13 protein-coding genes are annotated in these 12,718 nt (G+C 67.6%); 7 read left to right on the top strand and 6 right to left on the bottom strand.

The features are described from left to right. The first annotated feature begins 10 nt into the window (after nt 1-10). From G6N55_RS25120 to G6N55_RS25100, 5 genes are read left to right on the top strand one after another with little or no spacing between them, the layout of a single operon-like run. Nucleotides 11-823: an enoyl-CoA hydratase/isomerase family protein gene (locus tag G6N55_RS25120; RefSeq protein ID WP_085220881.1), complete on the top strand. Its 813-nt coding sequence runs from the start codon at nt 11-13 to the stop codon at nt 821-823. Then, a complete protein-coding gene (locus tag G6N55_RS25115; RefSeq protein WP_085221235.1) occupies nt 820-1,617 on the top strand; it encodes an enoyl-CoA hydratase/isomerase family protein in 798 nt (265 codons plus the stop codon). The genes G6N55_RS25120 and G6N55_RS25115 overlap by 4 nt, the downstream gene beginning before the upstream one ends. Continuing rightward, entirely contained in the window at nt 1,617-3,092 is a 1,476-nt protein-coding gene (locus G6N55_RS25110; protein ID WP_085220882.1) for a class I adenylate-forming enzyme family protein, read from the top strand. The genes G6N55_RS25115 and G6N55_RS25110 overlap by 1 nt, the downstream gene beginning before the upstream one ends. After that, the gene (locus G6N55_RS25105) at nt 3,082-4,647 is read left to right on the top strand and encodes a class I adenylate-forming enzyme family protein (protein WP_085220883.1); all 1,566 of its coding nucleotides are present in this window, start codon (nt 3,082-3,084) and stop codon (nt 4,645-4,647) included. The genes G6N55_RS25110 and G6N55_RS25105 overlap by 11 nt, the downstream gene beginning before the upstream one ends. After that, the gene (locus G6N55_RS25100) at nt 4,640-6,175 is read left to right on the top strand and encodes a class I adenylate-forming enzyme family protein (protein ID WP_085220884.1); all 1,536 of its coding nucleotides are present in this window, start codon (nt 4,640-4,642) and stop codon (nt 6,173-6,175) included. The genes G6N55_RS25105 and G6N55_RS25100 overlap by 8 nt, the downstream gene beginning before the upstream one ends. Here the strand turns inward: G6N55_RS25100 and G6N55_RS25095 are convergent. Further along, nucleotides 6,168-6,884, bottom strand: a complete 717-nt coding sequence (locus tag G6N55_RS25095; RefSeq protein WP_085220885.1) for a TetR/AcrR family transcriptional regulator — start codon at nt 6,882-6,884, stop codon at nt 6,168-6,170. The genes G6N55_RS25100 and G6N55_RS25095 overlap by 8 nt on opposite strands. A 91-nt stretch (nt 6,885-6,975) precedes the next feature. Between G6N55_RS25095 and G6N55_RS25090 the strand changes: the two genes are divergently transcribed. Next, complete coding sequence (locus G6N55_RS25090; protein WP_085220886.1) at nt 6,976-8,382, top strand: NAD(P)/FAD-dependent oxidoreductase; 1,407 nt, start codon at nt 6,976-6,978, stop codon at nt 8,380-8,382. 22 nt (nt 8,383-8,404) lie between these two features. On the opposite strand, the gene G6N55_RS25085 is transcribed toward G6N55_RS25090, so the two are convergent. From G6N55_RS25085 to G6N55_RS25075, 3 genes are all read right to left on the bottom strand, one after another. Beyond that, nucleotides 8,405-8,767: a hypothetical protein gene (locus G6N55_RS25085; protein ID WP_085220887.1), complete on the bottom strand. Its 363-nt coding sequence runs from the start codon at nt 8,765-8,767 to the stop codon at nt 8,405-8,407. A 77-nt stretch (nt 8,768-8,844) separates the two neighbouring features. Continuing rightward, a complete protein-coding gene (locus G6N55_RS25080; RefSeq protein ID WP_085220888.1) occupies nt 8,845-9,153 on the bottom strand; it encodes a hypothetical protein in 309 nt (102 codons plus the stop codon). A gap of 1 nt (nt 9,154) precedes the next feature. Continuing rightward, nucleotides 9,155-9,811 (bottom strand): DJ-1/PfpI family protein, encoded by a 657-nt coding sequence (locus G6N55_RS25075; protein WP_085221236.1) that lies wholly within the window; start codon nt 9,809-9,811, stop codon nt 9,155-9,157. Nucleotides 9,812-9,885: 74 nt separating this feature from the next. Between G6N55_RS25075 and G6N55_RS25070 the strand changes: the two genes are divergently transcribed. Continuing rightward, nucleotides 9,886-10,830: a GlxA family transcriptional regulator gene (locus G6N55_RS25070; protein ID WP_085220889.1), complete on the top strand. Its 945-nt coding sequence runs from the start codon at nt 9,886-9,888 to the stop codon at nt 10,828-10,830. Here G6N55_RS25070 and G6N55_RS25065 read toward each other — a convergent pair. Beyond that, nucleotides 10,827-11,513: a GntR family transcriptional regulator gene (locus G6N55_RS25065; RefSeq protein WP_085220890.1), complete on the bottom strand. Its 687-nt coding sequence runs from the start codon at nt 11,511-11,513 to the stop codon at nt 10,827-10,829. The genes G6N55_RS25070 and G6N55_RS25065 overlap by 4 nt on opposite strands. Nucleotides 11,514-11,517: 4 nt before the next feature. Beyond that, the gene (locus G6N55_RS25060) at nt 11,518-12,711 is read right to left on the bottom strand and encodes an acyl-CoA dehydrogenase family protein (RefSeq protein WP_085220891.1); all 1,194 of its coding nucleotides are present in this window, start codon (nt 12,709-12,711) and stop codon (nt 11,518-11,520) included. Nucleotides 12,712-12,718 lie beyond the last annotated feature (7 nt).

Here is a 12,718-nt window from a genome sequence, read left to right as displayed (position 1 = left end):
GGGAACACGGATGCCTGCTGACTCGTTCGACACCATCGACTACGAGGTCGACGGGCATACCGCCACCATCACCCTGAACCGGCCCGAGGCCCTCAACGCGCTGAGCCCGCACATGATCACCGAGCTTCGCGCCGCTTATGACGAGGTGGAGAATGACGACAACGTCTGGATGACGATCGTGACCGGCACCGGCCGCGCATTCTGCACCGGTGCCGACGTCCGGGAGATCCCCAAAGACGGCAAGGTGATCTACGAGCGGCCGTACCTGTCGACCTACGACCAATGGGAGGCGCCGCAGGAGGGCACTCCCCCGTTTCGCACGATGGCCAAGCCGGTGCTGACCGCGGTGAACGGAATCTGTTGTGGCGCCGGGATGGATTGGGTCACCACGACCGACATCGTCATCGCCTCCGAGCAGGCCACCTTTTTCGACCCGCACGTCAGCATCGGGCTGGTCGCGGGCCGCGAATTGGTGCGGATATCGCGGGTGTTGCCTCGCTCGATCGCCCTGCGAATGGCCTTGATGGGCAAGCACGAACGGATGAGTGCGGCCCGCGCCTACGAACTCGGATTGATCAGTGAGGTCGTCGAGCACGACCGGTTACTCGACCGGGCCCGCGAGATCGCCGACATCGTCAACTCCAATGCGCCGCTGGCGGTTCGGGGTACCCGGCTGGCGATTCTCAAGGGCCTGAACGTGCCGCTGCACGAGGCCGAGATCATGGCCGAAACCTTCCGCGAGCGGGTGCTGCGCACCGAGGACGCCGCCGAAGGCCCGAAGGCCTTCGTGGAGAAGCGCAAACCCAATTGGCAGTGCCGATGAGTACCGCGCGCTTCGAAACCATTCTCCTCGACGTCGACGCGGGCGACCACGTCGCGACCATCACGCTGAATCGTCCCGACCAGCTCAATGCGTTCAACCGCACGATGTGTGAGGAGATGGCCGAAGCCTGGCGCACCGTCAAACTCGACGACTCGGTGCATGCGGTGGTGCTGCGGGCCGCCGGCAGCCGAGCCTTCAGCGCGGGTCTGGACATCAAAACGCCCTACGGGCAACCCGAAAATATATGGAACCACGAGGATCCCGGCGAATTGCTCAGCCCCAAGTGGCAGAAGCTGTGGAAACCGGTGGTGTGCGCCGTTCAGGGCATGTGCACCGCGGGCGCGTTCTACTTCATCAACGAGTCCGATGTGGTCATCTGCTCGCAAGAAGCGACGTTTTTCGATTCACACGTCTCGGCCGGCCTGGTCTGCGCGCTCGAGCCGATCGGCCTGATGCGCCGCATCGGCCTGGGCGAGACGTTGCGCATCGCCTTGATGGGCAACGACGAACGGGTCAGCGCCGACACCGCGTTGCGGATCGGGCTGGTATCCGAAGTGGTCGCGACCGATGCGCTGTGGGACCGTGCCCACCAGATCGCCGCGACGATCGCGGCCAAGCCGCCGTCGGCGACGCAGGGCACCGTCAAGGCGATCTGGGAATCGCTGGACAAGCCCTACCGCGCGGCCCTCGAGCAGGGATTGATCTACACCCGGCTGGGCAACCCGCTGGGCACCGCCGAACTGGCTGCGCGGCGGGACGCCGACGGCAAGGGCGCCGAACCAAAGATCCGCTGATGGGCCGTCATCCGCTGAGCGAACGCATCGCGGCCGTGCTGGATCTGCAGCCCGACGCCCCCGCGATCGAATACGACGGCCGATGGCTGTCCTGGGGCCAGATCGCCGCTGCCGCACGGCAGATGGCGTCGGTGACCGCCGAACACCGCGAGAACGCCGCGATCGGAATGCTGCTGCGCAACCGGCCGGGCCAGGTGGCGGCGTTCCTGGGTGTGCTGCTGGGTGGCGGGACCGTGGTCACCATCAATCCGTCCCGCGGCGACGAGCGCACCCGCGCCGATATCGCCGCGCTGCAGTTGCCCCTGGTGGTCGGCGAGCCCGATGACCTGGCCACGCTGGTGGCCCCCGGCACGCCGACCCTGCCGGTCTGCGGGCGCCTCGAGGGCCCCGGGGAGTCGGCACGGCATCACGACGGGTCGACTGCCGCAGCAGAAGTCGCGGTGCGAATGCTGACCAGCGGCACGACCGGTCCGCCCAAGCGGATCGACCTCGGCTACGACATGCTGGCGCGCAGCGTGCTGGGTCCGAACCCCGATCACCCGCCGCTCGAGCTGCGACGTGGTGTCGCGATCGTGAACTCGCCGCTGGTGCACATCGGCGGCGTGTTCCGGGTGCTGCAGTGCGTCACCGAAGCGAGATCCTTTGTGTTGCTTGAACGCTTCGAACTCAACGCGTGGGCACGGGCGGTGCGCGCGCACCGGCCCGGCGCGGTATCGCTGGTGCCGGCCGCGCTGCGCACGGTGTTGCACTCCGACCTGACCCGGGCCGACCTGGACAGCATCCGCGCGGTCACCTGCGGCACCGCCCCGCTGTCGGCCGACGACGCCGACGCGTTCACCGAAAAGTACGGCATTCCCGTTCTTACCTCTTATGCCGCAACAGAATTCGGTGGCGGCGTGGCCGGCTGGACGCTGGCCGACTACCAGAACCACTGGGCCACCAAACGCGGCAGCGTCGGGCGGGCCAACCCCGGCGCGCGACTGCGGGTGGTCGACGACGCCGGCACGCCGCTGGGAGCCGACCAGGTCGGGCTGCTGGAGGTCAAGCCGGGACAGCTGGGGCACTCGGCGCAGTGGATGCGGACCACCGATCTGGCGCGCATCGACGCGGACGGCTTCCTCTGGATCGTCGGGCGGGCCGATCAAGCGATCATCCGCGGCGGGTTCAAGGTGATGCCCGACGACGTTCGCGCCGCGTTGGAGGCCCACCCCGCAGTGGCGGGCGCGGCCGTGATCGGGCGGCCCGACGCCCGGCTCGGCGAGACGCCGGTCGCGATGGTGGAGCTGCGCGACCCGCCGGCCGCCGATGCCGACACGTTGGTCGACCATCTGCGAACGCGGTTGGCCCGCTACGAGATTCCCACCGAGATCGCGATCGTCGGCTCGATCCCGCGCACCCCGTCGGGCAAGGCCGACCTGGGCGAGATCCGGCGCTTCTTCGAAGAGTCCGCGGCACAGCGCGACCATGCCCGGTGATTGCACCGTCGCCGAAGTCCTGCGACGTCAAGCCCGCTCGCGCGACGATCACCCGCTGCTCGTCTGCGACGCCGAGCGGATCAGCTACGCCGACGCCGACGCCCGGTCCGCGGAGCTGGCCCGCGGGCTGATCGCCCTCGGCGCGGGCAAGGGGACCCATGTCGGGGTGCTCTACCCCAACGGCCCCGCGTTCGTCATCGCGATGCTGGCCGCCGCACGAATCGGCGCCGTGGTGGTGCCGTTCTCGACGTTCGTCACCGCCCGTGAGATGCGCGAGCAGTTGGTCGACAGCGATGTCGAAATCCTGTTGGCCGCAGCGTCTTTTCGTTCTCACGATTACGTGCGGCGATTGGCCGAGGTCCTCTCCGTCGGCGACCTCGAGTCCCGGCTGTTTTCGCCCGCCGCCCCGCAACTGCGCCACGTCGCGATCACTCACGAGCCGGCATACGAGCGGTCCGGAAGCGTCGACCCCGCACTCCTGGACGCGATAGAGGCCGACGTCGACGGCTGCGATCCGCTGGCGATCGCCTACACCTCGGGATCCACCAGCACTCCCAAAGGTGTGGTGCACACGCACGCCGCGCTGCTCGGACATCAGCGCAACCTCAACAGGATTCGCGGTTTGACCGCGGCGGACAAACTGTTCTGCAATTCGCCGTTCTTCTGGATCGGCGGGTTCGCGTTCGGCCTGCTGGCCACCCTGGTGGCCGGATCGACCCTGGTGTGCTCCAACGCCAGTGACGCCGGCGCGACACTCGACTTGCTGGAAGCCGAAAAGCCGACCATGACCAACGGATTCGTGGCAGGCATCGCCCATCTGGCCGAGCACCCGAGCTATGCCGAGCGTGATCTGTCATCGATGCGGCGCGGCAACCTGTACCCGATCATGGCGCCCGACACCAGGCCGGCCGACCCCGAGCTGCGCCACAACATGCTCGGCATGACCGAGGCCGGCAGCGTCGTGCTGATCGCCGAGGATGAAGCCGACCAGCCGGAGGCGCGGCGCGGGTCGTTCGGCAAGCCCGCACCCGGATTCGAGACGATGCTGATCGACCCCGACACGGGCGAATGCGTCGCGGTCGGCGAGGTCGGCGAACTCTGCATCCGCGGTCCGTACGTCATGCAGGGCTACTACAAGCGCGCGCGGGAGGAGTGCTTCGACGCCGACGGCTGGTTGCACACCGGCGATTTGGTGCGCACGGACGCCGATGGCTTCGTCTACTTCGTCGGCCGGCGCAGCGCGATGATCAAGACGGCCGGGGCCAACGTCTCGGCGACCGAGGTGGAGAAGGCCATCACCAAGGTCACCGGCGGGGCGCCGGCCTACGTGATCGGCCTGCCCGACGCGCGCCGCGGGCAACTCGTCGCCGCGGTTGTGGTCCGGACCGACGGCGCCGCGGCGTTCGACGACGCCGCGCTGCGCGAGCGACTCAAGGCCGAACTGTCCGCATACAAGATCCCCAAGCGGTTCATCACCGTGGCGCGCGCCGACCTGCCGCTGATGTCCAGCGGCAAGGTCGACCTGCGCCGACTGAGAAAGCTCTTCGATGCCTAGCACCGTCGACCGGCTGGTGCGGCTTCGGGCCGACCAGGACGGGGACACGCCGATGGTGATCGATCCCTCGTCGCGGCTCAGCTACCGCGAACTCGATTCGACCACACGCGATTTAGCGGCCGTATTCGTCGACGCCGGCGTCGGCAAGGGCACCCGGGTGGGGTTGATCATGCCCAACGGCGCCCGCTGGGTGCAGGTCGCCATCGCGCTGACCCGCATCGGCGCCGTGCTGGTTCCGTTGAGTACCCTGCTGCAACCCCGCGAGCTCGTCGCGCAGCTGCGCGTCGCGGCCGTGCAGTTCCTGGTCAGCGTCGACGAATTCCGGGGCCATCGCTACCTCGACGACCTGAAGGCGGTGCCGCAATCCGAACTGCCTGCGCTACGCCGGGTTTGGTGGACCGGGCAGCTTGACAACGCCACCGCGAGCGCTCGCGCGCGGCACATCATCGACGCCATGACCGCAACGGTCACCCCCGCCGACCCGCTGGTCGTCATGTTCACCTCCGGCAGCAGCGGAACACCCAAGGGGGTCGTACACTCCCACGGCAGCGCGCTGGGCGCCGTGCGCTCGGGTCTCGAGGCGCGGTGCATCACCGCCGAAACCCGGCTGTATCTGCCGATGCCGTTCTTCTGGGTGGGCGGCTTCGGCAGCGGAATACTGTCCGTCCTGCTGGCCGGCGCCACCCTGGTGACCGAGGAGATCCCCCGGCCGGACACCACGCTGCGACTGCTGGAGCGCGAGCGCGTCACCCTGTTTCGCGGCTGGCCCGATCAGGCCGAGGCACTGGCCCGGCACGCCGGCTCGTCCGGCGCCGACCTCTCGGCGCTGCGGCCGGGCAGCCTGGAAGCCCTGCTGCCGGCCGAGCAGCGGGCCGCACCCGGTGCGCGGGCCACCCTGTTCGGCATGACGGAGGCATTCGGACCGTACTGCGGCTACCCGGCCGACACGGACATGCCCGCGTCGGCGTGGGGCAGCTGCGGAAAGCCGTTCGCGGGCATGGAAGTTCGCATCGTCGACGTCGACAGCGGCGAGCCGGTCGCGGCCGGGTCGGCCGGCATGATCCAGCTCCGCGGACCACACACCTTGCGCGGCATCTGCGGTCGCAGCCGCGAAGAGTTGTTCACCGTCGACGGCTTCTATCCGACCGGCGACCTCGGCCACCTCGACGAGCAGGGGTTCCTGTTCTACCACGGCCGATCCGACGACATGTTCAAGGTCAGCGGCGCCACGGTCTATCCGAGCGAGGTCGAACGAGCGTTGCGCGCGATCGACGGCATCGACAACGCCTTCGTCACCAACGTGCCGGGCCCGGCGGGCCAACGGGTGGGCGCCGTGGTGGTGTGCGGCCATCCTGGGCTCACCGCCGAGCAATTGCACGGCGCGGCAAAGGGATTGCTCAGTGCCTTCAAGGTTCCGACGGTGTGGCTGCTGCTGGACTCCGACGACGCCGTGCCGCGCGGCGGCACCGGCAAGGTCGACGCACATCGGCTGCGCGAGATGTTGCGCGCAGCGGCCGGCGTCATCTGATCCGGGGCAACGGAACGCGGTCGCCAACCTCGCCGTTCTCGTCACGCAACGCCGAACTCGCCAATCCCTCCCGAAGCAGCCAGCGCGCCAGTTCCAGTATCTCGGCGATCTCCGACTCCGAGAGCCGAAGCCCCTCCGGTTGCAGGCGCAATGCGATCACACCGTTCCACGCTCCCCACAGAAACCGGGTCAGGCGAATCGAGTCGACCGGTCGTGCCTCACCCGCCGCGATCGCGTCGTCGATCTGCGCCGCGAACCGGCGCAGCAGTAGCCCAACCCGGTCGCCGATCTTCGCCTCGGGTCCGTCGTCGCCGGAAAGCGGTGCCGTACCCGGATTTCGGTAGGCCAGAAAGTGAAAGGCACCCGGGTGGTCCACGTGGAACCGTAGGTATGCGTCGCCACCGGCGAGGACACGCTGCAGCGGCGTCATCGTCGGGTCGGCGCTGCGCGCCATGTACTCGGTGAACAACTCAAGGGATCGATCAACCAGATGCAGATAGACCCCGCGCTTGTTGTCGAAGTGGGTGTAGATCGTCCCGACCGACACGTCCGCCGTAGCGGCGATCGCCTCGATTCGCGCCCCGTCGTAGCCTTCGCGGCTGAATACCGCCTCGGCCGCGTCCAGAATCGCGGCACGGGTACGGGCCCGCCTGCGTTCGGCACGCGCCGCCGCGCCGTCGGTCCTCGCGAAGGTGCTGCCACCGGGCACTCGCCCAGAATAGGCCAGCGAGTTAATTGGAAGTCAATTCAAAAAATGAACCCTCTTGCAAAACAAGCTGCGAGCTGGCATTCTCGCCCCTATGCCGGAGCGCGCCGACGTCGTCATCGTGGGAAGCCGCTGCGCGGGATCCGCCACCGCCATCGCGTTCGCACAACGCGGTCGCGACGTCATCGCGCTCGACGGAGCATCGTTTCCCTCCGACACGCTCTCGACACACCTCTTCTTCCCACACCACTGGGCCGAACTGGAGTTCCTGGGCGCACGCGAGCGCGTGCTGCAACTCGGCGCGCCGCTGCACACGCGCGCGGGCCTGGCCGCCCCGGGCGTGGACGTGATCGGGACGTTCGACACCGGCGCGGGTCAGACTGCCGGTAGCTGCGTGCGTCGCCCCGGGTTGGATCTTGCCCTGGTCGAGACGGCCCGCGCGGCCGGCGCCGACATCCGCGAACGGACCCGGGTGACCGATCTGCTCCGCGACGCGACCGGGCGCGTCACCGGCGTCCGTTACCGCGGGCGGGACGGATCGGAGGGCACCATCGCCGCAAAGTTGGTCGTCGGCGCGGACGGCCGACGTTCCACCGTCGCCCGATTGGTCGGCACCACCGAGCACCACCGCTGGGAGAACCAGCGCATGATGGCGTACGCCTACTACCAGGACTGCCGCGACGATCTGCGCAACCTGGCCATGCAGTGGCGTTACGGCGACGATCTCGTCACGGTGTTTCCTTGCGATGGAGGGCAATTGGTGGCGCTGCTGATGCCGCCTCGGGCCCGTAGCGACGAATTTCGCACGGATCCCGAGGCCGCGTTCCGGGCGGCGGTTGGCCGAGTTCCACCGTTTTCCGAGCGATTGCGCGGATGTACCCGCGTCGGCAAGATCCGGATCTCCTATTCACACCCGTCGTACTTCCGACACTCGCAGGGACCCGGGTGGGCGTTGCCGGGAGATGCCGGCCACTTCAAAGATCCGGTGACCGCCCAGGGAATCCGGGATGCGTTGCGGTTCGGCCGGCTACTGGGCGAGACGTCGGCCGCCCACCTCGACGATCCCGTCGCACTCGACGCGGCGCTGGTTGCGTGGGAGCAGGACCGGGACCGGCAGTGCCTGCCGATGTATCAGTGGGCGAACCTGCTCGGCCGCGACGACGCGGTGTCCCCGATCGAAGACGCGGCGTATCGTTGGCTCTCCGCCCGGCCGGACGGCGCAACGCAGTTGCTCGACGTGTTCTCCCGAAACCGTTCGCCAACAGCAGTTTTCACGGCCGGCCGGTTGATCCGGTGGACCATGGCCGCCGCACGCGACCCCGCTGTTGACGGTGCTCACCTCTGGCGCACGGTGGGCAGAGACCTGCGACGCGAAGCGGGCCGCATGATCGAGGCGGGACTGTTCGCCCGCCGTCGTGCCGCATCCGCGCGGCGCATGCGGGCGGAGAACGGGTTGTCGACCGACGCCGCCGCGACGCGCTGCGAAACCCAGTCGGCCTGAAACGTATTGGCGCCGCCCGGTCCTAGGGGACCCGCGTCCAGGGTTGACAGTTCTGCGACTCGAAGGCCTTGACCGACGTGTTGATGTTCGCGAACATCGGACCGATAGAGGTGTTCGTCTGCAGTACATGGTCCTTGTTCGCATCGGGCGTGCTGTAGGTGAACCACGAGCACATCGAGTCCTGGGTCGGCACATTGTTGATCCACACCCCGAAGGCCGACCCCGACCCGCCCGTGTGGTAGAGGCCCGGTGCGATGTCGGGCCCGACCACAAAGACACCGTTGCCCGGGATCGGGTCGAGCAGGTCGGCATGCGCCGGCGCCGCGAACGCGATGGAGGTCAGGGTTGCAACGAAGAGGGCCGATGCACGAAGCGCTGGAGCCATATTGTTCTCTCCATTCGTTGCCCACCCCTGAGGGCAGCGTATGCCCACCCCGGCTGTGCGACAAGAGATGGCGCCGGCTACCGACGAGCCCCGGACACCGCCGAACGCGGCAACCGGCCCGCGCGTGAGTGTCCGCTCAGCACGTCACCGCGGACCAGCACATCGAAAGCCAGATTCAGCCGCATCGGCCTGGTCACCGACTGCCGCCAGGTGAGCCGGGTGCCACCCTGGGCCGGTTCGCTCGTAAAGTCGTGCAGCGCAACAGTTTCATCTTTGTAGGTCGCCGTACCGGCCAGCCCATCGGGCAATTGCGTGAATGCGTACAGCACGGCCAACGTGCCGATCGGGGTTTTGATCTTCACGTCCCAGTCGCCTTCGATGCTCAACCTATACCTCCACCGGTTCTCGGCCCGCGGGCCGCCATACGGTGCCCCGTCGCTCGTATTCGAAGAGTTCCTCGACGGCGTGCGCGATTCGAGGACCGTAAAAGCGATCGAGCAGGTGCAGGGCCAGGTCGAGGCCCGAGGTCACGCCGCCGGCCGTGACGAGATCTCCGTCGTCGACGACCCGGGCCGCGACCGGCCGCACACCCGCGGCGTCGAGCAGGTCCAAACCCAAATGATGGGTCACCGCATGGCGTCCTTCGATCAGGCCCGACATCGCCATGATCACCGACCCCCCGCACACCGCGGCCATGGTCACGTCCGGATTCGCAAATGCCTTGTGCAGCAGCGGGGTCAGCTCGGTCTGCGCCGCCCGGGCCAACAACACCGGGATGGTCTCGACGCCGTCGTCGGGGTCGCCCACGATCGGCCCACTGGCACCGGGAACGATCACGCACCCGGGTTCGGACGGATCGAGCGTGGCGGTGGCGGCCAGCGCCAAACCGCGGGTGCCGCTGGTCACGCTCCGCGGGCCGTCCGCCGTCACCAATGTCACCGCGAGATCGCCCGCGACCATCTCCGCGCCGGCGGCAAGAACTTCGAACGGACCGATGGCGTCCAGTGGGTCGAACCCGTCGTACAACACAATTTGCGCATGCACCCAGCCATGTTCTCCGGTCGCGGCGCCCGAGACCAGTGGCCGGATTGCCACGTTGCGCCGGTATATTGCCAGACATGCGTTCCGTCGCGATTCTCGCCGAGCCCGATGTCATCGCGTTCGATCTCGCGATCGCGGTGGAGGTGTTCGGCCGCGTCTGGCTGGACGGCACAGCGCCGGGCTACCGGGTTCGGGTGTGTGGCTGCGAGCCCCTCGTCGCCGCGGGGCCGATCCGGATCGCAACCGACTTCGGCCTGGACGAGCTCGCCAACGCCGACACCATCATCGTGCCGGGCCGCAACGACGCGGCGGCGCCAGTGGGCGACGACGTGGTTGCCGCATTGAAGTCTGCGTACCACAAGGGAATTCGAATCGCGTCGATCTGTAGCGGTGCTTTCACCCTGGCCGCCGCGGGCATCCTCGACGGGAAACGGGCGACCACGCACTGGGTCGCGGCGGAATTGTTTGCGGCGACCTACCCCAATGTCAGGCTGGATGCCGATGCGCTCTACGTCGACGAAGGCCAAGTTCTCAGCTCGGCCGGGGCGTCGGCCGGGCTGGATCTGTGTCTGCACCTGGTCGCCCGCGACTACGGTTCGGCCGCGGCCGCCGACGCCGCCCGCCTGGCCGTCACCCCACTGCACCGCAGCGGCGGGCAAGCACAATTCATCATCCGCAATCGCCGCATGTCCAACACCGAACTCGACGGCGTATTGGTCTGGATCGAGAACAATGCGCACCTGCCGTTGACACTGCGCGACATTGCGCGCCAGGCGTCCAGCAGCGAGCGGACCATCAACCGCCGGTTCAAGCTCGAGACCGGTCAGACGCCCATGCAGTGGGTCAACAATGTCCGGATCAGGCACGCGCAGCAGCTCCTGGAGAGAACCGCCGACGGCATCGAAAGCATCTCGCGCCAAGTAGGTTTCGCCTCGGCGACGAACTTCCGTGAGCAATTTCGCCGACTGTCCGGAGTGTCGCCGCAGGGCTACCGGCAGACGTTCCGCGATCAGAGCGGCTAAGCGGTACCGCTGTCGTCGGCCACCACGCCGCGGGCGACCAGATGATCGATCAACGGAACCGCGCCGGCGGCCAGATGTTCCGACATCGCGGCACGCGCCAGTTTGTCGTCGTGAATCTCCAGCGCGGTCAGGATCTGCCGATGGTCCTTGATCGACTGGCTCGGCCAGCCCTCGATCGACGGGAACACCGATTCGGGGGCGAATCGGGTGATCTGTGACATCAGCTGAGCGAGTTTGGGCGAGTCGGCCGCCACATTGATGGCCCGGTGAAACTCGTGGTTCAGCAGGACAATCCGCTCATGGTCGTCGCCGGCATACGCCCGCTCCAGCTGCGCCTGCAGTTCCTTGAGCTCGTGCAGCTGGCCGGGAGTGATGTTGACCGCGGCGCGCGCGGCCAGCTCCCCACCGACGTGTGCCTGCACATTCGCGACATCGGTGACGTCGCGACCGGTGACCGGCAACACCACGAAGCCGCGGCGGGGTTGCTGGGCGATCAGTCCTTCGGCGCGCAACGCAAACAGCGCCTCTCGGACCGGAGTGACACTGATCCCCAACTCGGCCGCCAGCTGGTCCAGGCGAACGTATGACCCCGCGGCGTAGGCGCCGTCGAATATCCGCCGACGGATGATCCGCGCGACGTCCTCGGAAAGTTGAGGCCGCGCAGCGAAATCCGGAACGCTCATCGCTTCACGCCTGATATTCGGCGAGTAGTCGCTTGCTGATGATGTTCTTCTGGATTTCGCTGGTTCCCTCACCGATCAGCAGGAACGGCGCGTCGCGCATCAACCGCTCGATCTCGTATTCCTTGGAGTAGCCGTAGCCACCGTGGATCCGGAAACTCTGCTGGGTGACCTCGGTGCAGTACTCGCTGCACAGGTATTTGGCCATGCCGGCGGCGACGTCGTTGCGCTCGCCCGAATCCTTCAGGCGCGCCGCGTTGACCATCATCAGGTGTGCCGCTTCGACTTTGGTCGCCATCTCGGCCAGCTGGAAGGCGATGGCCTGGTGCTCGGCGATCGGCTTGCCGAACGTCTCGCGTTGTTGCGCGTAGCGCACCGCGAGCTCGAAAGCACGGATCCCGACCCCGCACGCCCGCGCCGACACGTTGACCCGGCCGACCTCGATACCGTCCATCATCTGGAAGAAGCCCTGCCCGGTGGTGCCGCCGAGCACATCGTCGGCACTGGCCGCGTAGCCGTCGAAAATCATCTCGGTCGTGTCGATGCCCTTGTAGCCCAGCTTGTCGATCTTGCCGGGAATTCGCAGGCCGGGAATGACTTCGCCGAAGCCCGTTGGCTTTTCGACGAGGAAGGCGGTCAGGTTGCGGTGCGGCTTGTCGGAGCCCTCGTCGGTGCGCACCAGCACCGCCACCAGGGTGGAACTGCCACCGTTGGTGAGCCACATCTTCTGGCCGTTGATCGTGTAGGTGCCATCGGAATTGCGCCGGGCCCGAGTGCGGATCGCGGCCACATCGGAACCCAGCTCGGGCTCCGACATCGAAAAGGCACCGCGGGTTTCGCCGGTCGCCATCCGGGGCAGGAAGCGCTGCCGTTGTTCGTCGGTGCCGTGCTGGCGCAGCATGTACGCGACGATGAAATGGGTGTTGAGCACCCCGGACACACTCATCCAGCCGCGCGCCAGCTCCTCGACACACAGCGCGTAGGTCAGCAGCGACTCCCCGAGGCCGCCGTACTCTTCGGGGATCATCAGCCCGAACAGGCCCATCTCACGCATCTGATCGACGATGTCCTGCGGGTAGGTGTCGGCGCGTTCGAGTTCGGCCGCGTGCGGGATAACCTCCTTCTCCACGAATTGCCGTACCGTAGCGACGATCTCGGTTTGAATCTCGGTCAGCCCCAGGGTCTGGGCGAGTTTGGTCATGCGCGGT

Origin of the sequence: Mycobacterium florentinum (assembly GCF_010730355.1) — a bacterium.
Lineage (GTDB): Bacteria > Actinomycetota > Actinomycetes > Mycobacteriales > Mycobacteriaceae > Mycobacterium > Mycobacterium florentinum.
Note: the sequence above shows the minus strand (reverse complement) of the source record. Positions and strands in the feature narration are given on the sequence as shown.